This is a genomic window from Streptomyces sp. AJS327 (genome assembly GCF_013450295.1).
Lineage (GTDB): Bacteria > Actinomycetota > Actinomycetes > Streptomycetales > Streptomycetaceae > Streptomyces.
Window position 1 is genome coordinate 1,164,635 of sequence record NZ_SKBR01000002.1, and the last position, 19,996, is coordinate 1,184,630.

The following is a 19,996-nucleotide window of genomic DNA, read 5'->3' on the forward strand; positions in this document are numbered from 1 at the left end:
TCGTGCCGTCCATCGCGCGGGTCGCGGTTCCGTCCGCCGGGCGGTCGTCGCCGGGTGGTCACCGCATGCGGAGGGCGAGGAAGAAGTCGAGCTTGTCCTCCAGGCGGGAGAGGTCGCGTCCGGTCAGCTGCTCGATGCGGCCGATCCGGTAGCGCAGGGTGTTGACGTGCAGGTGGAGTTGGGCGGCACAGCGGGTCCAGGAGCCGTCGGCGGTGAGGAACGCGTCGAGGGTGTCGACGAGTTCCGCGCGGTGACGCTGGTCGTAGGCGTGCAGCGGGTCCAGGAGCCGGGCGGTGAAGGCGCGCCGGACGTCGTCGGGGACGAACGGCAACAGCAGGACGTGCGAGGCCAGTTCGCCGTGTCCCGCGACGCGGACCGGCCCGCTGTGGGCCGCCGCGACGCGGCGGGCGTGCCGGGCCTCCTCCAGCGCGCCGCGCAGCCCCTCCGCGGAGTCGACGACGGCGCTGATCCCGAGGGTGAGGCCGCCGTCGTCGCCGAGCCCGTGCCCCAGGGCGGGCCGCAGGGCGTCGCGGAGTGCGCCCGCGTCGAGGCCGGTGGCGGTCGACCCGGCGGGCGCGGGCCCGTCCGGGGGCGGCTCGTCGGGGGTGCCAGGGCCGGGCTCGTCCGGGGTGCCGGAGCTACCGGGGGCGAGGGGGTCGAGGGGGACGAGCGCCACCGCCTCCTCGCCGGTGTGCGTCACCGCGTTGCGGTCGGACGCGGGGCCCGCGGCCGCCGGATCGGTGAGGACCTCCTCCAGCAGGTCCCGCGCTGACAGGCCGTCCTCGGCGCCGCCCCGCCGCCAGGCGACGCCCGCCACCACGACCTGCCAGCGCGGCGCCGCGTCGTGGCCGGGCAGCAGGACGGGGCTCGCCACCCGGAGCCGGGTGGCGATCTCCGTGGGGGGCGCGCCGCTCTGGATCAGCTCCAGCACCTCCCGCGCCAGCTCCCGTCGTACGGTGCGCGCCGCGTCGCCGCGCTCGCGTTCCTCCGCGATGAGCCGGGTGACGCGGGTCAGGAGTTCGCGCCGCTCGGCGGGCCACTCCCCGGCGTCCGCGGCCACCACCAGCAGCCAGTCGGCGAGGCGGGGCGCGATGTGCCGTCGGGTGTCGGCGTGGACCGGGAAGAGGGAGTAGGGGGCGCCGTCCACGGTGGCGCGGTGGGGCCCGGCGCGTCCGCCGTGGTGGGCGGCCAGGTGCGCTGCGGCCAGTTCGGCCCGGGTCGCCCGGGGCAGGGGGGTGTCCGCTCCGGCGATCTGGCGTCCGGTGGGGGAGAGGACCCAGGCGCGGAGGTCCAGGTCGGAGCCGAGCAGGTCCAGGACGGCCTCCGGTCCGCCGCCGGTGGGCCCGGAGGCCACCAGCCGCCGGTGCCGGTCGACGACGGCCGCGAGGTCGCCCGCCCGTTCGGTGGAGACCTGCCGCAGGATGTGCTCGGTGATGCTGGCGAAGGCGACGTCCTCGGAGACGGAGAAGAGTGGCAGCCGGTGCCGGGCGCACGCCTGGACGAGGTCGTCCGGAACCGCGCCCTGTTCGGCCTCCCCGGCGGCCAGCCCGGCGACGCCCGCGGCGACCAGGCGGCGGACGAACGGTTCGGAGTCGGCGGCCTCGCGGTGCCAGGCGATTCCGGTGAGCACCAGTTCGCCGCCGGAGAGGTAGCGGCTGGGGTCGCGCAGGTCGGTGGTCATCACGCCGCGTACGGGGCGGTCCAGCTCCTCGTCCCCGCTGAGCAGGCGGAGCCCGAGCGACCGGGTCTCCAGCAGGGTGCGCAGCCGCATCGGATGGCCTTCCGTTCTGCCGTCGCCGGTGGGTGGCGGACTGGTGGTGGTTTCCGCGAGGGCCTTCCCCGTGGGCTCGGAGCCGGACCGGGGGTGCGGAGGGGCACGGGCCCCGGACGCGGGGATTCCGCCGGGTTTCCGCGTCCCCCGGTTTCGTTCGAATCTACAAGACACCGGGGGTGGCCGGTTACCGGCTTCATGGTTTCGGTGACTGCACCCGATGGGGCGTACCTCGGTGTACTGGACGTGCGGCGGGTGAACAGCACCCGCACCGCTCCGTACCCGGTTCCGGGCGGGCGGCCGACCCGCCCGGACCACCCCGCCGTTCCGGCCCGGCCCGCCGGGCCCCGGTGCCGCCGGAGGCGCCCGCCCGCCACCGTCAGGAGAGCGCCGAGGCCCACGAGCCCCCGCCGACCGGAACCGGCGTCTCCCGGTCCGGACTCGCTCCGGACCACCGCATGCCCGTCCCTCGTCCGTCTCCTCCGTCCGTTCCGTGTTCCACCACCGTGCCGCACCCCGGCGTCCCACGAGGCCGGAGAAGGGAAGTCCATGGAGTTCCTACGTCCCGCCACCTGGGAGGAGGCTCTGGCCGTCAAGGCCGAGCACCCGACCGCCCTGCCCCTCGCGGGCGGCACCGACGTCATGGTCGAGCTGAACTTCGACCAGCGCCGCCCGGACCGGCTGCTCGACCTGGGCCGGATCGACGAGTTGCGCACCTGGCAGACGGACGCGGAGACGGTACGGCTCGGAGCCGCCGTGCCGTACACCCGGATCATGGAGCGGCTGCGCGCCGACCTTCCGGGGCTCGCGCTCGCCGCGCACACCGTCGGCTCGCCGCAGATCCGCAACCGCGGCACCGTGGGCGGCAACCTCGGGGCGGCCTCCCCCGCAGGGGACTCCCACCCCGCGCTGCTCGCCGCCGGGGCCGACGTGGAGGCCGAGTCGGTGCGCGGCACCCGGCTCATCCCGGTGGAGGACTTCTTCACCGGCGTCAAACGGAACGCGCTCGCCCCGGACGAGCTGATCCGCGCCGTCCGCATCCGGAAGGCGGACGGGCCGCAGCAGTTCTCCAAGGTGGGCACGCGCAACGCGATGGTGATCGCGGTGTGCGCGTTCGCGGTCGCCCTGCATCCGCGCACGCGCACCGTGCGCACCGGTATCGGCTCCGCCGCGCCGACCCCGCTGCGCGCCACCGAGGCCGAGGAGTACCTCGACGCGGCGCTGCGGGACGGCGGGTTCTGGGACAGCGGGCGGCCGATCCCGCCGCCGGTCGCCGCCCACTTCGCCGAGCTGTGCTCCGCCGCCTGCCGTCCGGTGGACGACGTACGCGGCAGCGCGGCCTACCGGCGCCGGGCGGTGGGCGTGCTGGCGCGCCGCACCCTCGGCTGGACCTGGGAGCAGTACCGCACCATGGCGACCGAAGGAGACGCACAGTGCGCGTGACACTCACCGTCAACGGGCGGCGGCAGGAGGCGGACGACGTGTGGGAGGGCGAGTCCCTGCTCTACGTGCTCCGCGAGCGGCTGGGACTGCCCGGCTCGAAGAACGCCTGCGAACAGGGCGAGTGCGGCTCGTGCACGGTCCGGCTGGACGGCGAGGTGGTCTGCGCCTGCCTGGTCGCGGCCGGGCAGGTGGAGGGCCGCGAGGTGGTGACCGTCGAGGGACTGGCGGACCACGCCGGGCGCCGCGCCCACGGCGGTCCGGAGCAGGACCGCCCCGACGGCACGGACGCTTCGGACGTGGGGGAGACCGGCGGCACCCCGCTGGACGCCGCGCGCCGCTGGACCGCCCTCCCCACCCCGGAGGCCACCGAGGAACAGGCCCGACTCTCCCCCGTCCAGCGGGCGTTCATCGAGGCGGGTGCCGTGCAGTGCGGGTTCTGCACGCCGGGGCTGCTGGTCGCGGCGGACGACCTCATCGCGCGGGAGCCGAACCCCTCGGACGCGGACATCCGGGAGGCGCTCTCCGGCAACCTGTGCCGCTGCACCGGCTACGAGAAGATCCTCGACGCGGTCCGGCTGGCCGCCGCCTGGGGCGGCGAGACGGCCGGCGCCACCGGGGGCGGCGAGGGGGAGGTGGTCTGAGATGAGGGACACCCACAGCGCGCCGCGCGGCGGCCCGGACGCGGCACGCACCGAACCGGGCGCCGCGCCCGACGGCCGGGAGGCGACCCGCGCCCCCGGCCCCGGAGGCCGGATCGGCGACTCCACCCCGCGGCCCGACGGCATCCTCAAGGTCACCGGCGAGTTCGCCTACGCCTCCGACATGTGGGACGAGGACATGCTCTGGGGGCACACCCTGCGCAGCCCGTACCCGCACGCCGAGATCCGCTCCATCGACACCTCGGCCGCGCTGGCCCAGGCCGGGGTGTACGCGGTGCTCACCCACAACGACCTCCCGGCCGCCGTCACCCACTACGGCCTGGAGATCCAGGACACCCCGGTGCTCGCGCACGGCCGGGTGCGGCACCACGGGGAACCGGTCGCGATCATCGCCGCCGACCACCCGGAGACCGCCCGCCGCGCCGCCGCGAAGATCCACGTCGAGTACGCGGAACTGCCCGTGGTGCACGACGAGGAGTCGGCCCTGGCCCCCGGCGCCCCGCTGCTCCACCCGCACCGCGACGACCCGCACCTGCGGCACGTCCCGCACGGCAACGTCCTGCACCGGCAGCCGGTGGTGCGCGGCGACGTGGCGGCGGCCCGGGCGCGGGCCGACGTGGTCGTCACCGGCGAGTACCACGTCGGCATGCAGGACCAGGCGTTCCTCGGGCCCGAGTCCGGGCTCGCGGTGCCCGCGGAGGACGGCGGCGTCGACCTGTACGTCGCCACCCAGTGGCTCCACTCCGACCTGCGGCAGATCGCGCCGGTGCTCGGCCTGCCGGAGGAGAAGGTGCGGATGACGCTCTCCGGGGTGGGCGGCGCCTTCGGCGGCCGGGAGGACCTGTCGATGCAGATCCACGCCAGTCTGCTGGCGCTGCGCACCGGCCGCCCGGTGAAGGTCGTCTACAACCGGGAGGAGTCCTTCTTCGGCCACGTGCACCGTCACCCGGCGGTGCTGCGCTACGAGCACGGCGCCACCCTGGACGGCCGGATCACCCATCTGACCTGCCGGATCGTGCTGGACGGCGGGGCCTACGCCTCCGCCTCCCCGGCCGTCGTCGGCAACGCCGCCTCGCTGGGCGCCGGACCGTACGAGATCGAGCACGTCGACATCGAGGCGCTCGCGCTCTACACCAACAACCCGCCGTGCGGCGCGATGCGGGGCTTCGGCGCGGTGCAGGCGTGCTTCGCCTACGAGGCGCAGCTGGACAAGCTGGCCGCCCGGCTCGGGATGGACCCGGTGGAGCTGCGGCGGCGGAACGCGATGGAGCGGGGCTCGCTGATGCCGACCGGGCAGCGGGTGGACTCGCCCGCGCCCGTCGCGGAGCTGCTGCGCCGCGTCCAGGCGCTGCCGATGCCGCCGGACCGGCAGTGGGAGACCGGCGGCGCGGGCGCCTCGTCCGGCGGGGGCGCGGTCGACGTGCGGGCGCTGCCCGGGGGGCTGTCCAACACCACGCACGGCGAGGGCGTCGTACGGGGGGTGGGCTACGCGGTCGGTATCAAGAACGTCGGCTTCTCGGAGGGCTTCGACGACTACTCGACGGCCCGGGTGCGGCTGGAGGTCGTGGCGGGGGAGCCGGTCGCCTCGGTGCACACCGCGATGGCCGAGGTCGGTCAGGGCGGGGTGACGGTGCACGGCCAGATCGCCCGCACCGAGCTGGGCGTGGACCGGGTGACGATCCTGCCCGCCGACACCCGCGTCGGCTCGGCCGGTTCGACCTCCGCGTCCCGCCAGACCTACGTCACCGGCGGCGCCGTGAAGCACGCCTGCGAGCTGGTGCGCGAGCGGGTGCTCCAGCTCGGGCGGGCCCGGTTCGCCGCCCACCATCCCGGCTGGGACACCGCGGGGCTGCTGCTGGAGGGCGGAAAGGTGGTCACCGAGGCCGGGGAGGTGCTGGCCGACCTGGCGGAGGTGCTCGGCGACGAGGTCGTCGAGACCGAACGGGAGTGGCGGCACCGGCCCACCGAGGCGCTGGACCCGCACACCGGCCAGGGGTTCGGCCACGTCCAGTACTCCTTCGCGGCGCACCGGGCGGTCGTGGAGGTCGACACCGAACTCGGCCTGGTGAAGGTGGTGGAGCTGGCCTGCGCGCAGGACGTGGGCCGGGCCATCAACCCGCAGGCGGTGGTGGGCCAGGTGCAGGGCGGCTCGGTGCAGGGACTCGGCCTCGCGGTGATGGAGGAGATCCAGGTGGACGCGGGGGCCAGGGTGCGCAACCCCTCGTTCACCGACTACCTGATCCCCACCATCCTGGACACCCCCGCTCTTCCGGTGGACATCCTCGAACTGGCCGACGAGCACGCCCCGTACGGGCTGCGCGGGGTCGGCGAGGCGCCGACCCTCTCCTCCACCCCGGCCGTGCTCGCCGCGATCCGGCAGGCCACCGGCGCCGAACTGCCCCGCACCCCGGTCCGTCCGGAGCACATCACCGGATAGCCGCACCCACCGGCCGGGCCCGGCGCCCGGCAACCCTCCGGCCGGGGACCTTCGCCGTCCCCGGCCGGGCGGCCAGCCGGGTGGTGGGTGGCCGGACGGTGGGCCGGACGGGCCGGTTGGGCCGGCGCGGTCCCTCGGCCCGTCCGGTGGTCGGGCGTTCCGAGCCCGTGCGCGCCGTGCGCGGGCACCCCTCGTGACCCCGGGAGTTGACACGTATGTCCTCCGCACACGACAAGTCCCCGTCGGACCGGGTGCCCGGCGGCTCGCCGGAGCCCGCCAGCGGTGTCCGGAGCCGCCGCCCCAGCACGTCCTGGGCCGACCGCCACTTCCGGATCACCGAGCGGGGTTCCACACTCGGCCGGGAGGTGCGCGGCGGCGTCACGACCTTCATGGCGATGGTCTACATCGTGCTGCTGAACCCGGTGATCCTCTCGGTGCCGGACGTGGCGGGCCACCGGCTCGACAACGGGGAGCTGGTCACGGCGACCGCCTTCGCCGCCGCGACCACCACCCTCGTCATGGGGCTGGTGGCCAACGTGCCGCTGGCGCTGGCCGCCGGGCTGAGCGTGTCGGCCGTCCTGGCCTTCCAGGTGGCCCCGGTGATGAGCTGGGGCAACGCCATGGCGATGTGCGTGGTCTACGGGCTGGTCATCGTGGTGCTGGTGGTCACCGGGCTGCGCGAGGCGATCATGCGGGCCATCCCGGCCGCGCTCAAGCACGCGATCACCATGGGCATCGGCCTGTTCGTCTGCCTGATCGGGCTGGTGCAGTCCGGGTTCGTCAGCTCGATGCCGAGCGATCCGGGGGACGTCGGATCGAAGCCGATCCAGCTCGGCACCCGGGAGATGCTGACCGGCTGGCCGGTGCTGTGCTTCTCCGTCACCGTCCTGCTGATCTTCGCCCTCCAGGTGCGCGCCGTCCCGGGCGCGATCCTGCTGGGTATCGTCGGCGGTACCCTGCTGGCCGCCGTGGTCCACCAGGCCGCCGGGCTGACCGGGAGGGACTGGGGTGGGCTGAACGTCCCCGAGTTCACCGGATCCGTGGTGAGCGCCCCCGACTTCGGGCTGTTCGGCGAGGTCTCCTTCGACGGGATCGCGGACGTGGGCGCCGTCACCGTCGGCGTCATCGTCTTCACCCTGGTGCTGGCGGGCTTCTTCGACGCGATGGGCACCATCATCGGCATCGGTCAGCAGGCGGGCCTCGCCGACCGGGACGGGAAGCTGCCCGGACTGAGCAGGGCGCTGGTGGTCGACGGCGCCGGCGGGGTCGTCGGCGGGGTGGCCGGGGCCTCCGGGCAGACGGTGTTCGTGGAGTCGACGGCGGGCGTCGGGGACGGCGCGCGCACCGGTCTGGCCAGCCTCGTCACCGGACTCGGGTTCACGCTCTGCCTGTTCTTCACCCCGCTCGCCCGGCTCATCCCCACCCAGGTCGCGGCGGCGGCGCTGGTGGTGATCGGGGCGATGATGCTGAGCAACGCCCGGCACGTCGACTGGGCGGACTCCGCCGTCTCCATCCCCGTCTTCCTGACGGTGGTGCTGATGCCGTTCACCTACTCGATCACCGCCGGGATCGCGGCGGGCGTGATCTCGCACGTGGTGATCCAGCTGGTCAGAGGAAGATTTCGGGACCCTGGGTGGCTGATGTACACGTTGGCCCTGATATTCCTTGCGTACTTCGCCCTCAGCCCCCTCCAGAGCTGGCTGGGCGCCGCGTAACCCCCGGCGGCGGGTCCCCGCCCGGCACCGGACCGCACGAAGGAGCACCCATGCTGGACATCGCGCAGGAGCTGGACCGGTGGTGCGCGCGGGGCCGCGCGTTCGCCGTGGCCACCGTGGTCGGCGTCGGCGGCAGCGCCCCCCGGCAGCCGGGGGCCGCGCTGGCCGTCGACGCCGGGGGCGAGGCGGTCGGCAGCGTGTCCGGCGGCTGCGTGGAGGGCGCCGTCTACGAGTTGTGCCAGGAGAGCCTGCGCAGCGGGGTCAGCCGGGTCGAGACCTTCGGTTACAGCGATGAGGACGCCTTCGCCGTCGGGCTGACCTGCGGCGGGACCATCGACATCCTGGTGACGCCGGTGCCCGCGGACTCCCCGGCGCGCGCGGTGCTGGGCCGGGTGCTCGCGGCCTCGGCGGCCGGTTCGGGGATCGCGCTGGTCCGGCCCGTGGACGGGCCGGGTGTCGAGCGCGACCCGGAGTCCGGACCGGCGCCCGGCCCCCGGCCCGGGACCGGAGACCCGCCCGGCGCGGGGCCCGGCCGGGAGCCGTCCGCCCCGGTGCCCGCCGTGGCGGCCACCGGGGCGCTGGCCGTGCTGCCGGACGGCGGCTGGCTCGGCTCGCTGTACGGCGACCCCGCACTGGACGCCGAGGCCGCCGCCGAGGCCGCGGCCCTGCTCGACCTGGGTCGCACCGGAACCGTCCGGGTCGGGTGGGCGGGCGGCGCCGAGCCGGTCGCGGCGACCGGGGAGCCCGCGCCCGCGGAGTGCGGGGAGCTGGTGACGCTCTTCGTGGAGTGCAGCGTGCCGCCGCCCCGGATGCTGGTGTTCGGCGCGATCGACTTCGCCGCGGCGCTGACCCGTGCCGGATCCTTCCTCGGCTACCGCGTGACCGTCTGCGACGCGCGTCCCGTCTTCGCCACCGAACGCCGGTTCCCGGCGGCGGACGAGGTGGTCGTCGAGTGGCCGCACCGCTACCTCGACGGACAGGAGGTGGACGGCCGCACGGTCATCTGCGTCCTCACCCACGACGCCAAGTTCGACATCCCGCTGCTGGAGCGGGCCCTGCGGCTGCCCGTCGGCTACGTCGGGGCCATGGGCTCCCGGCGCACCCACGAGGACCGGCTGGACCGGCTGCGCGCCGTTGGCTTGACCGAGGCCGAACTCGCCCGGCTCCACTCGCCGATCGGCCTCGACCTCGGGGCCCGCACCCCGGAGGAGACGGCGGTCTCGATCGTCGCGGAGATCGTCGCGGACCGGCGCGGCGGCTCCGGCGTCTCCCTCACCGGGGCGCACACCCCCATCCACCACGAGCCGGACGGACGCGGACCGGACGCCGAGGCCACGGTTCCCCCGGTGCCCGGCCACCGCGACGGTCCCGCTCCCGCCCCCGCCGCCTGACCCGCGATCCCACCTTCCCGGCCGGGTCCCGCACCCGTCACCGGCCGGATCCCGGCCCGCGCCGTCCGGCGTGGCCGCCGATCGGTCGCCCCGCCCGGCTCGCGCGCCCTCCCCGGCGGTGCCACCCTCGACCCGAGGCCCGCACGCCCGTCCCGTACCGGCCGCCCGTTCCGCGTACCAGCGGGGCGTGATCCCGGCGGCGGGGGACCCGCGCGGCTCCCGGCCGGGCCCACCGGACACGGTCCGCACGTCGCACGGGCCGCTCGGCCGACGCGCCCGGCGAGGTGCCCCGGCCCGGGCCGGGGCGGTCCGGCCTGAGGAGAGGAGGCGTCGCCGTGAGCGGTGAGGACGACGCGCTGCGGAAGTACCGCCGCAAGCGGCGCTTCAACCGGACCTCGGAGCCCAGCGGAGCGGGGAGACCCACGGCCCGGGAGCGGCCGGGCACCGCGACCCCGGAGCAGGACGGGACTCCGGAGCCGGACGAGACCGGGCCCCCGGTCCCCGGCGCGCACGGCCGACCGGCTCCGGCGGCGGAACCGGCGGTACCGGCCTCGGAGACCGGGGGCGCGCCCTGCTTCGTGGTGCAGATCCACGCGGCGACCACCACGCACTTCGACGTCCGGCTGGAGGTCGGCGGGGTGCTCAAGTCCTGGTCGGTACCGAAGGGCCCCTCGGCCGACCCGGGCGTTCGACGGCTCGCGATGCCGACCGAGGACCACCCGCTGGAGTACCGGGACTTCGAGGGCGTCATCCCGCGCGGTGAGTACGGCGGCGGCTCGGTGATCGTCTGGGACCGGGGCAGCTACGAACCCCTGTCCCGGGACTTCCCCGCGGCCCTGGAGCGCGGGCACGTCTCGTTCCGGCTGCGCGGCTCGAAGCTGCGCGGCGGCTACGCGCTCATCCGCTTCCGGGGTGGCGACGAGGAGCGCGAGGCGTGGCTGATGGTCAAGGAGAACGACGGCCACCCCACCCCGCACGCCACCCCCGACCCGAAGCGCGCCCGCTCGGTGCTCAGCAACCGCACCCTGCGGCAGGTCGCCGCCGAGGAGGGCGGCGACTCCGGCCCCCGTCCCACCCGCTGACCCGCCGACGCCCCGAGGGGCCACCGGTCACGCGGAGACGGACCCGAGGACCGGTCACGCCGGGTGGCCCGAGGACCGGTCAGGCCGGGCGGGCCCGAGGGTCGGTCCGGGCGGGCCCGGGCGGCGCCCTCAGAAGAGCTTCACGTCCACCAGGAGCGCCCGGTGATCGGTGTTCGGCAGGTCGACGAACTGCGCGTCCACCGGCACCATCGGATCGCTCAGCAGCACGTGGTCGATCTGCACCCCCAGCGGCGGCGCCGTGAGCGTGGGCCAGGTCGGGGTGCGGGAGTGCCCGGTCTGCCGTGCCGCGTCCCGCATCCCGGTGTCCAGGAGGGCGCGGAAGGCCGCGTGGTCCTGGGAGGCGTTGAAGTCGCCAGCGATCAGCGTGGGCGTCCGGCCGCGCTCCGCCGCGTAGTCCCGCAGCCGCCCCAGTTCGGCCCGCCAGGTGGAGAGCGAGTCCGTCTCCGGCGGCATCGGATGCGCCACCTGGACCCGCACCGCCGTCCCCCGTACGTCCGCGACCGCGCCCGGCATCGACAGCAGCCCGGGCACCTCGCTCCGGTCGCTCAGCGGGAACACGCTGAGCAGCGCCGAGCCCTCGGCCCGGCTCCCGGTGGCGATCACCCGGTGCGGGTACTCGGCGCGCATCTCCGCGCTCCGCAGCGCCTTCGCGCACCGGTGGTCGCACTCCTGTACCGCGACCAGTTGCGGCCGCTCCCTGCGGAGCGCCCTCAGCAGGCCCTCGGTGGCCCCGCCGTACTCCAGGTTCGCGGTCAGCACCCGGAACCGGGCCTTCCCCGGGCGTTCCTCGGCGCCCGGGGGCGCGTCCGGACCGTAGGGCTGGACGAACCAGCCGGTGCCCGCCAGCACCACCACCGCCACGACGATCAGCAGCACCCGGCGGGCGAAGATCGCGCACACCAGCGCCAGCCACCCCGGAACCAGCAGCCACGGCAGAAAGGCCAGCAGCTGCGGGAAGGGGGACGGCCCGTCCGCGTCCAGGGCCCGCAGCACCAGCGGACCGACGGGCACGAGCAGCAGCAGTACGGCGGAGGCCGTGAGCCACGGGCGCCGCACCCGGCGCCGTCGGGGCCCGGCGCCCGCTCCGTCGCCGTGGCCGGGCCCCACGCCGCGCGGTGCGGGCGTGGTCCCGGGCTGTCCAGGTCTCTCGCGCTCGGCGCGCTCCCCCGTGTGCACCCCACGATGATGCCGCATCCCGGGGACGAGGCCGCCCCCGGCCGCCGGGTGCCGCCCGTCCCGGCGACGGGCGGCACCGGGACGGCGCCGGGTCAGCCGGTGGGCTCGCCGAACCAGGCGCGGAGGGCGGTGTGGAGGTCGTGCTGGTCGTCGCCGGCCCAGGCGATGTGTCCGTCGGGGCGCAGGAGGGCGGCGGGGGTTTCGAGCGTGTCGCTGGTGTCGGTGAGGTGGTCGACGCGGTCGGTCCAGCCAGCGGCGCTGAGGCGGCCCGTCTGGTCGAGGAGGAGGCCGCGGGCGTGGTGGGTGTGGTCGTAGAGGCGGCCGTGGGTGAGGGTGTGGTCGGGCATCCGGCGTCCGACCAGGGGGTGGTGGCCGCCGAGGTCGTAGCGGACGCCGATGGCGGTGATCTTCTCGATCAGGTGGCGGTTGACCTCCTCGAAGCCCATCAGCTCCGTCAGCAGCCGCCGCACCGCCAGCGGCCCCGGCTCGGTGGACACCAACTCGGCCTGCGCGCGGGTGTTGTTCAGCACGTCGGCGGCGACCGGGTGCCGCTCCGCGTGGTAGCTGTCCAGCAGGCCCTCCGGCGCCCAGCCGTGGACGGTGGCGGCCAGCTTCCAGCCGAGGTTGACGGCGTCCTGCACCCCGAGGTTGAGCCCCTGCCCACCCATCGGGGGGTGGATGTGCGCGGCGTCCCCGGCCAGCAGTACCCGCCCGACCCGGTAGCGCTCCGCCTGCCGGGTGGCGTCCCCGAAACGGGAGAGCCAGCGCGGCGAGTGCACCCCGAAGTCGGTCCCCGCGAACACCCTCAGACGGCGCCGGAAGTCCTCCAGGGTCGGCGGTACCGCCCGGTCCTCGGCCACCCCCTCGGCGGGGACGACGACGCGGTACGCCCCGTCGTCCCCGAGCCGCCCGACGCCGAACCGCTTCTCCGTCTCGCGGACCCTCCCGACGATCGCGGCGATCGTCTCCGGCTCCTCCGTCGCCTCCATCTCGCCCAGCAGCGTCTCGGCCGCCGCCGGTTCTCCGGGGAAGCCGACCCCGAGCAGCCCGCGCACCGTACTGCGCCCGCCGTCGCAGCCGACCAGGTAGCGCGCCCGCGCCCGCGCGCCGTCGTCCAGCTCGACGGTCACCCCCCGCTCGTCCTGCCCCAGGCCCACCAGCGCGCGCCCCCGCCGGACCTCGGCGCCCAGCTCGGCCGCCCGCTCGGCCAGCAACCGGTCCGTGACGGGCTGCCGAATACCGAGGACGTAGGGATGGGTGGTGTCCAGCCGTTCCGGCGCGGGCACGGTGATCCCCGCGAACGCCGCGAAGCCGCCGCTGATCGGATACCGCTGGCCGTGCGCGAGGAACCGGTCCAGCAGCCCGCGCTGGTCCATCAGCTCGATACTGCGTACATGCAGCCCGAGCGCCCGGACGGCGCGGGGCGGCTCCGCCTCCCGTTCCAGGACGAGAACCCGCACCCCGTGCAGCCGCAGCTCGCAGGCGAGCATCAGGCCCGTCGGCCCGGCCCCGGCAATGATCACGTCAGTCATGAATCCCCCACTCGACGAAGTGCGTTCACGCCAGCCGCGCCCGTGCCCCCGGAACCCCTCGCCCCCAGAACCCCTCGCCCCGGGAACCACCGCCCCGGAGCCACCGCGTGTCACGAGGGGACGCGGTCCGCTCGGGCCCTGGCGTCGTCGTGCCGTGGGACGGCGGGACCGCGGGTGCTGGCCACCCGGGTCGCGCGCCCCGGTCACCGGGCCCCGCCGGAAGTAGGTCGGGAGCGCGCCGGGACCACGTCACGGGCGGGCCGCGCGGCCCGCGTGCCCTCGGGCGCTGGCTACGGCGGAGGATTCTGCGCCAGCCCCCGGGCCTTGCCGCAAGGCCCCCACTCGGCTATACGGTGAGAGTGGCGGGAGCCGGGGTTCCCTCGGATCCCCGCGACTCCCCCCCCCCGACCCCTCGGAGTTCCCTCGAACGAGTGTGGGCGGAGGTCGTGGGTGGCGTCCCCCGGCGGGGTCTGATGCCCGTACACGCCGCGCTCACCAGGGAGTTGACCGGCCCGGCGCCTCCCGGGGCGGCGTCAACCCCCCTCGCCACCCGGGACAAGTCAGCGACGGGTATGGCGAAAACCACGGGGTGGCGTACACGATGTGCCGCGTACCCGCACCGAGGAGGCCCCCCGATGACGACGCCCGGACCCGGCACCCCCACCGAACAGTTCCGTGCCGCGCGTGACCTGCTGCTCGAACACGCCACGGACTACGACACGGCGTGTGAGCGGTTCAGCTGGCCCCGGCCCGAGCACTTCAACTGGGCGCTGGACTGGTTCGACGCCATAGCGGAGGGCAACGCGCGTCCGGCGCTGCACATCGTCGAGGAGGACGGCGGGGAGACCCGCCGCACCTTCGACGAGATGCGGCTGCGCTCCAACCAGGTCGCCAACTGGCTGCGGGCGAACGGCGTCCAGGCGGGGGACCGGGTCATCGTGATGCTGGGCAACCAGGTGGAGCTGTGGGAGACGCTGCTCGCGGTGATGAAGCTGCGGGCCGTGGTCATCCCCGCGACCCCGCTGCTCGGCTCCGTCGACCTGGTGGACCGGGTGGAGCGCGGGCAGGCGCGGCACGTGGTGGCCCGTGCCGAGGACGCCGCCAAGTTCGCCTCGGTGCCCGGCACTTACACCCGGATCGGGGTCAGCGGGAAGCCGGGGGAGCGAATCGCCGAGGACGGCTGGCTGGCCTACGAGGACGCGTACGCGGCGGACGGCGAGTTCACGCCGGACGGCCCCACCCGCTCCGAGGACCCGCTGCTGCTCTACTTCACCTCCGGGACCACCGCCCAGCCGAAGCTGGTGGAGCACACCCATCTCTCCTATCCGGTGGGCCACCTGGCGACGATGTACTGGGTCGGGCTGCGCCCGGGAGACGTGCACCTGAACATCTCCTCGCCCGGCTGGGCGAAGCACGCCTGGTCCAACGTGTTCGCGCCCTGGAACGCGGAGGCCACGGTCTTCCTGTTCAACTACACCCGGTTCGACGCCACCCGGCTGATGGCCGAGATGGACCGGGCGTCCGTCACCACCTTCTGCGCGCCGCCCACGGTGTGGCGGATGCTGATCCAGGCCGACCTGCGGCAGCTGCGCTCCGTACCGCGCGAGGTCGTCGCGGCGGGTGAGCCGCTCAACCCCGAGGTGATCGAGCACGTCCGGCAGGCGTGGGGCGTCACCCCTCGGGACGGCTTCGGGCAGACGGAGACCACCGTGCAGGTCGCCAACACGCCGGGGCAGCCGCTGAAGACGGGCTCCATGGGGCGGCCGACCCCCGGGTACGCGGTGGTCCTGGTGGACCCCGTCACCGGGGAGGCCGGGGTGGAGGAGGGCGAGATCTGCCTCGACCTCAGCGCCCGCCCGGCCGGGCTGATGACCGGCTACCACGGCGACCCGGAGCGCACCGCCGAGGCGATGGCGGGCGGCTACTACCGCACCGGCGACATCGGCGCGCGGGACGCCGACGGCTACATCACCTACGTCGGCCGCTCCGACGACGTGTTCAAGGCGTCCGACTACAAGATCTCGCCGTTCGAGCTGGAGAGCGCGCTCCTGGAGCACGAGGCGGTGGCCGAGGCGGCGGTGGTCCCCTCACCTGACCCGGTGCGGCTCGCCGTCCCGAAGGCGTACGTGGTGACCACCGACGGCTGGGAGCCGGGGCCGGAGACCGCCAAGGCGCTGTTCGCGCACTCCCGTGCCGCGCTCGCGCCCTACAAGCGCCTCCGGGTGATCGAGTTCGGGGAGCTGCCGAAGACCATCTCCGGGAAGATCCGCCGGGTCGAACTGCGCGGCCACGCGGCGGGCGAGACGGACGGCCCCGGCACCGAGTACCGCGAGGAGGACCTGGGCTAGCGGAACCGCGAGGAGGGCCCGGGCTGTCCGCGTCGGCCGTACCCCCGGGCCGCTCAGCACGCCGGTGAGAGCGGTGACGACAAGGCAGTTGAGACTCAGGAAGAAGGTGTTGGCATGTTCCGCCGGGCGCTCACCCGGTCGGCCATCTCCACACACAGCCGGTACTGCTCGAACAGGGCGGTCTGGTACCTCTCCTCCGGCTCGGTGTACGAGGCCGGTCCGACCGAGTCGTTCCACAGCGCTTCGCGGACAGTGCTCATGACTCGATCATCCCGTGCGGTCGCCGGGTGCCGCCAGGCTGTCCCGGGGCGCTGGGCGGTGCCCGACGGGACCGGTCAGCCAACCGACCGGGATTGGGCGGGAGGTGGCCACCTCAGGCGAGCAGGCCGCAAGTGCCCCCGCCTGGTGGGGAGTTGGCGCGCATCGCGGGGCGCCGACCGGTCGGCTGACGGGAGCCGACCCGGTCCGTCCGGCGTACCCGATGTGGCGTGCGGAGCGGGCGTGCGGCTTGGCGCGGTCAGGGAGCGGCGCGCAGCAGCCGGTTGGCGGGGGTGTTGACCGGCTGTGGGGTGCCGGTCAGGTCGAGGACGAACAGCGGCAGCCCCAGGCCCTCCGCGCGGTGCCGCGACTCCGCCGTGTACCCGGCGAGCGAGAAACAGACGGCGGTCCGGGACTCGTTGAGCCCGTTCAGCCACAGCGTCTCGACGTCCCGCGCCTCCACCGGCGAGGTCGTCGGGTCGACGTGCCCGACGACCCGGGGGCCGCGCAGGTCGAGACCGGAGGACGGGCGCCGGTCGGTGACTCGCACCTCGCGGAAGCCCAGCCAGCGCAGGTAGTGGGCCGCCGCGTGCCGCGCGTCGTGCGCCGTCCGGATCGTCACCGGCTGGAAGGCCGGACGTGGGCCCACGGTGGGTGGCCGCCGGTACGGTCCGCTCTCCCGGTGGCTCGCCGGAACCTCCCGTCCCGGGGTGCCGGGGCTTCCCACGTCGCCGGAAGTCCCCGTGCCCTCGGGAGTTCCCGGGCGGCCTTCGCGGGACGGGGAGGGGGTCCCCGCGGCGACCGAACTGGCGCCGCTGTCCGCGCTGTTGGGACCGTCGACACCGCCGGGGCCGGCGACGCCGTCCCGGCCGCTCGCGTCGGGCGGCGCCGCGTCCGGATCCTCCGGGGACGGCGGGGAGACCTGGCCCGCGCGCGCTCCGTCCGTCCCCGACTCCGCCCGCACCGGGTCCACCGGCAGCCGCAGTACGGCGCCGCAGCCACAGCCGAGTTCGGGCTGTGGCCACTCGTCCAGCACTCCGCAGGCGCCGCAGCGCACCCGTACCCAGGACCCCGCCCAGGTACGGTGCTCCACCCGCGTCGGGGGTTCCCCGCGCAGCAGGGGCAGCGGTACCGGGGTGCCGCAGCCGCAGCGGTAACTCGGGGCGGTGTACCGGTGCTCGCGGCGGCACACGGGGCAACGCACGGGCACGTGCTGCGGCATGGCAACGGCTCCAGGCTGTGAGGCGTCGGCGGGGCACGGGCCGGACGGCGCGGACGGGCCACCGGCCGGGCTGTCCACATGGTCTCCGATGGCGGGTGTCCGGCGAGGAGAAACCGAGGGAAGAGTGGTGTCGCGGGGGCGAACGGTGCCCGCGTGCCCGCCGGGCGCCGCCGCGGGAAACGGGCGGCCTCCCCGCCCGACAGCGCCGGGCCGACCCCGAGCGGTGGTCCCCGTACAGCCGACCACCCCTCATCACGGGTCGGCTGTACGGGGAAGCGCGCCGGACCGGCCTCCCAACCGGGGCGGCACGCGGCCTGGTGGCGGCACCGGCCAGCACGGTGGTGTCGCGGGCGGGTGCCCGCGCCGCGTGACGGCGCCGCGCCCCCGCCGCCGAACCGGCCGGGCGCGTCCACACCAGGCCAGGTCAGCGGCGTGCTGGGACGCGCGGGCCGACGACGGCCGAGCGTTCTGGAGAACGTACATCGTCTCGGGTCGCCACGCGGTGTGTTCGGCGGACTGGGGGCGAACCCTGGGGACCCCGGGGTCGGGGCGGCGGCGGGGCGGGCCGGACGCGGCGCCGTGTCCCCTCCCGTGCCGCCCGGTCGCGCCCGGTGCCCGTGCGCGCTCCCACGGCATGGGTCGAACGCCCGGTCTCTCGGCCGGAGTTGGGAAACCGGCGCCTCGCTGGTTCCGGGTGCGCGCGGCGGGGAGACGGCGGACGGGGCCGGACACGCGCCGGTTGGCCGGGACGGCCCGGAACGATGGTTGGTGGGGTGGCCGGTGGGCGTGGGGCGGCCGCCGGTGCGCCGTCGCCGGGGTGAGGTTAGGTTGGCGGGGTGCGATTGCGAGTCGAGTTCACCACCGAACCGTTCGACCTGGACGATCCGCCCGAACACGCGCTGGTGGCCCGGCGCGTGGTGCGGGAGGTCGGGCTGGAGCAGGTCGACGTCGGCCCGTTCGGGAACAGCGCGGAGGGCGAGGCGGAGTCCGTGCTGGGCGCGGTGGACGCCCTGCTGCGGCAGACCCTCCGGGTGGGGGCCACGCGTGTCTCGGTGCAGGTCAGCACCGTCGCGGAGGGCGGGGGCCGATGACCGGGGCGCCGGGGCACCCCTTCGTTGAGGCGGTCCGCCCGCTGGTCGACGCCATGGGTGGTGAACTGCTCGCCCCCGAGTGGGCGGTGGAGGAGGACGTGGTCCTGAGCTGGGAGGGCGAACCGGTCGTGGCCGTCCGTCTGCCCCGCCTCTCCGACTCGCTGGACCGGATCCTCGCCGACCTGGAGCGGCGGCACGGCACGCCGCTCGCCGAACTCGACCGCAGGACCAAGCAGTCGGTGGTCCGCTCGCTGGAACAGCGCGGTGCCTTCGAGGTGCGGCACGGGGTGGAGACCGTCGCGGCGGCGCTCGGCGTCAGCCGGTTCACCGTCTACAACTACCTGAACGCGCGGGACGAGCAGCGCGCGCGGAAGCACCGGGACGAGCCCCCGGCCGACCCCGTCTGACGCCCTCCGGAGCCTCGCGCCGGGGAGGGTGGCGCCGTCGGGGCCACCCGGTCACACGGCACCCGGCACCCGGCACCCGGCACCCGGCACCCGGCACCCGGCACCAGCGTTCCGAGCCCGCGCTGCCCCGGAGTGAAGGCCCGTTCCTCCCACGGGATCTCGTCCTCCGCGGCGCCAACCTGCTGGACGGGCACGCCGCGTGTGCCCGGACGGTCCGGACCTGACCGTCCGGGTCCCGGCTCGTCCGCCGCCCGGCCTGCCGCGTCACGCGGCCCTCTCGACGCCAACGGCCCCGCACGCGGCGTCTGTTGGGCGGAGGTCGTCCGGGCCGTCCGGCGCGGGAGGCTCGCTCGCGCCAACCCTCCCACCGGTCGCGGGGTGCTCCGCCACCGAATCTCCACCGGGCGAAGTTCAACAAACTGTTGACTGGTCTTTCCGCTCGGGTTTAGCTGTTTCCCGTTCGCATGGCAGTACGGCATGGCAGTACGGAACCCACGCCCCGGAGGCGCCCGTGACGTCGCCCAGCCCGCCAGGTCTCGTCTGGCTGAACGCCGCCGCGGCCGAGGACGCCCGCGCCGCGCTGCGGGAGGTGTGCGCCGCCCGTTCCTGGACGGAACGGCTGCTCGGCCACCGCCCCTACGCCACGCCCGAGGAACTCCTCCTGGCGAGCGACACCGCGCTCGCCGAACTCCCCGCCGCCGGGCTGCGGGAGGCGATGGCGGGGCATCCGCCCATCGGCCGCCCGAAGTCGGGCGACGCCACCTCGACGCGCGAACAGCGCGGCATGGCGGACGCGTCGGAGCGGCTCCGCGCCGAGATGCTGGAGCTGAACCTCGCCTACCAGGAGAAGTTCGGGCACGTCTTCCTGATCTGCGCGACCGGTCTGTCCGGCGAGCGGATGCGGGAGGCCGCCCGTGAGCGACTGGCCAACTCCCCCGAGCGGGAACGGGAGATCGTGCGCCAGGAGCTGGTGAAGATCAACCGAATCCGGCTGACCCGCCTCGTGGAGCACCCGCCTCCGGGGACGGCCCGGGGAGAGGAACCCTCCGTATGAGCGGCGCGTCCGACGGGGCCCAGGGGGCACCCGTCACGGTCTCCACCCACATCCTCGACACCCGCGCCGGGCGCCCCGCGTCGGGCGTCACCGTCCAGCTGTCCCTCCGCACCGGCGGTGAGCCGGACGGCACGTGGAGCGCCCACGGCGTCTCGCGCACCAACGCGGACGGGCGCTGCGCGGACTTCCCGGCCCTGCCGGAGGGGGCCGTCGCGGCGCGGCTGCGCTTCGAGACCGGGCCCTACCTGCGCGCCACGGCGGCCGGGACCCCGGGCGACGCCTTCTTCCCCGAGGTGACCGTGGCGTTCGCGGTCACCCCCGGCGAGCACTACCACGTGCCGCTGCTGCTCAGCCCGTTCGGCTACTCCGTCTATCGAGGGAGCTGACCC

16 protein-coding genes are annotated in these 19,996 nt (G+C 75.4%); 11 read left to right on the top strand and 5 right to left on the bottom strand.

What is annotated here, in order from left to right; all coding sequences use genetic code 11:
• Positions 1–58 precede the first annotated feature (58 nt).
• Positions 59–1,771: a PucR family transcriptional regulator ligand-binding domain-containing protein gene (locus E0L36_RS14670; protein WP_180929466.1), complete on the bottom strand. Its 1,713-nt coding sequence runs from the start codon at positions 1,769–1,771 to the stop codon at positions 59–61.
• 549 nt (positions 1,772–2,320) lie between these two features.
• On the opposite strand from E0L36_RS14670, the gene E0L36_RS14675 reads away from it, so the two are divergent.
• From E0L36_RS14675 to E0L36_RS14700, 6 genes are all read left to right on the top strand, one after another.
• Entirely contained in the window at positions 2,321–3,214 is an 894-nt protein-coding gene (locus E0L36_RS14675) for a xanthine dehydrogenase family protein subunit M (protein ID WP_180929467.1), read from the top strand.
• A complete protein-coding gene (locus E0L36_RS14680) occupies positions 3,205–3,855 on the top strand; it encodes a (2Fe-2S)-binding protein (RefSeq protein ID WP_180929468.1) in 651 nt (216 codons plus the stop codon). Before E0L36_RS14675 ends, E0L36_RS14680 begins: the two co-directional genes overlap by 10 nt.
• A 1-nt stretch (position 3,856) precedes the next feature.
• On the top strand, positions 3,857–6,310 hold the full coding sequence (pucD, locus tag E0L36_RS14685) for a xanthine dehydrogenase subunit D (RefSeq protein WP_180929469.1): 2,454 nt from the start codon (positions 3,857–3,859) through the stop codon (positions 6,308–6,310).
• A gap of 215 nt (positions 6,311–6,525) precedes the next feature.
• Positions 6,526–8,025, top strand: a complete 1,500-nt coding sequence (locus E0L36_RS14690; protein ID WP_180929470.1) for an NCS2 family permease — start codon at positions 6,526–6,528, stop codon at positions 8,023–8,025.
• A 50-nt stretch (positions 8,026–8,075) separates the two neighbouring features.
• On the top strand, positions 8,076–9,416 hold the full coding sequence (locus tag E0L36_RS14695; protein ID WP_180929471.1) for an XdhC family protein: 1,341 nt from the start codon (positions 8,076–8,078) through the stop codon (positions 9,414–9,416).
• A gap of 335 nt (positions 9,417–9,751) precedes the next feature.
• Positions 9,752–10,498 carry a DNA polymerase ligase N-terminal domain-containing protein gene (locus tag E0L36_RS14700; RefSeq protein ID WP_308416764.1) on the top strand — a complete coding sequence of 249 codons (747 nt, stop codon included), beginning with the start codon at positions 9,752–9,754 and terminating at the stop codon, positions 10,496–10,498.
• Positions 10,499–10,627: 129 nt separating this feature from the next.
• On the opposite strand, the gene E0L36_RS14705 is transcribed toward E0L36_RS14700, so the two are convergent.
• Positions 10,628–11,695 carry an endonuclease/exonuclease/phosphatase family protein gene (locus E0L36_RS14705; RefSeq protein WP_219636568.1) on the bottom strand — a complete coding sequence of 356 codons (1,068 nt, stop codon included), beginning with the start codon at positions 11,693–11,695 and terminating at the stop codon, positions 10,628–10,630.
• Positions 11,696–11,787: 92 nt separating this feature from the next.
• Entirely contained in the window at positions 11,788–13,227 is a 1,440-nt protein-coding gene (gene rox, locus E0L36_RS14710) for a rifampin monooxygenase (protein ID WP_180929472.1), read from the bottom strand.
• Between the two features lie 635 nt (positions 13,228–13,862).
• Here rox and E0L36_RS14715 point away from each other — a divergent pair.
• Positions 13,863–15,575, top strand: a complete 1,713-nt coding sequence (locus E0L36_RS14715) for an AMP-binding protein (protein ID WP_180929473.1) — start codon at positions 13,863–13,865, stop codon at positions 15,573–15,575.
• Positions 15,576–15,670: 95 nt separating this feature from the next.
• Here E0L36_RS14715 and E0L36_RS14720 read toward each other — a convergent pair whose 3' ends face one another.
• Both E0L36_RS14720 and E0L36_RS14725 read right to left on the bottom strand, forming a co-directional pair.
• On the bottom strand, positions 15,671–15,835 hold the full coding sequence (locus E0L36_RS14720) for a hypothetical protein (RefSeq protein WP_180929474.1): 165 nt from the start codon (positions 15,833–15,835) through the stop codon (positions 15,671–15,673).
• 257 nt (positions 15,836–16,092) lie between these two features.
• The gene (locus tag E0L36_RS14725; RefSeq protein WP_219636569.1) at positions 16,093–17,055 is read right to left on the bottom strand and encodes a hypothetical protein; all 963 of its coding nucleotides are present in this window, start codon (positions 17,053–17,055) and stop codon (positions 16,093–16,095) included.
• An 836-nt stretch (positions 17,056–17,891) separates the two neighbouring features.
• On the opposite strand from E0L36_RS14725, the gene E0L36_RS14730 reads away from it, so the two are divergent.
• From E0L36_RS14730 to uraH, 4 genes are all read left to right on the top strand, one after another.
• A complete protein-coding gene (locus E0L36_RS14730) occupies positions 17,892–18,146 on the top strand; it encodes a hypothetical protein (protein ID WP_180929475.1) in 255 nt (84 codons plus the stop codon).
• Positions 18,143–18,553 carry a helix-turn-helix domain-containing protein gene (locus E0L36_RS14735; RefSeq protein WP_180929476.1) on the top strand — a complete coding sequence of 137 codons (411 nt, stop codon included), beginning with the start codon at positions 18,143–18,145 and terminating at the stop codon, positions 18,551–18,553. Before E0L36_RS14730 ends, E0L36_RS14735 begins: the two co-directional genes overlap by 4 nt.
• A 511-nt stretch (positions 18,554–19,064) precedes the next feature.
• On the top strand, positions 19,065–19,607 hold the full coding sequence (gene uraD, locus E0L36_RS27680) for a 2-oxo-4-hydroxy-4-carboxy-5-ureidoimidazoline decarboxylase (RefSeq protein WP_180929477.1): 543 nt from the start codon (positions 19,065–19,067) through the stop codon (positions 19,605–19,607).
• The gene (gene uraH / locus E0L36_RS14745) at positions 19,604–19,993 is read left to right on the top strand and encodes a hydroxyisourate hydrolase (protein ID WP_180929478.1); all 390 of its coding nucleotides are present in this window, start codon (positions 19,604–19,606) and stop codon (positions 19,991–19,993) included. The genes uraD and uraH overlap by 4 nt, the downstream gene beginning before the upstream one ends.
• Positions 19,994–19,996: the final 3 nt, after the last annotated feature.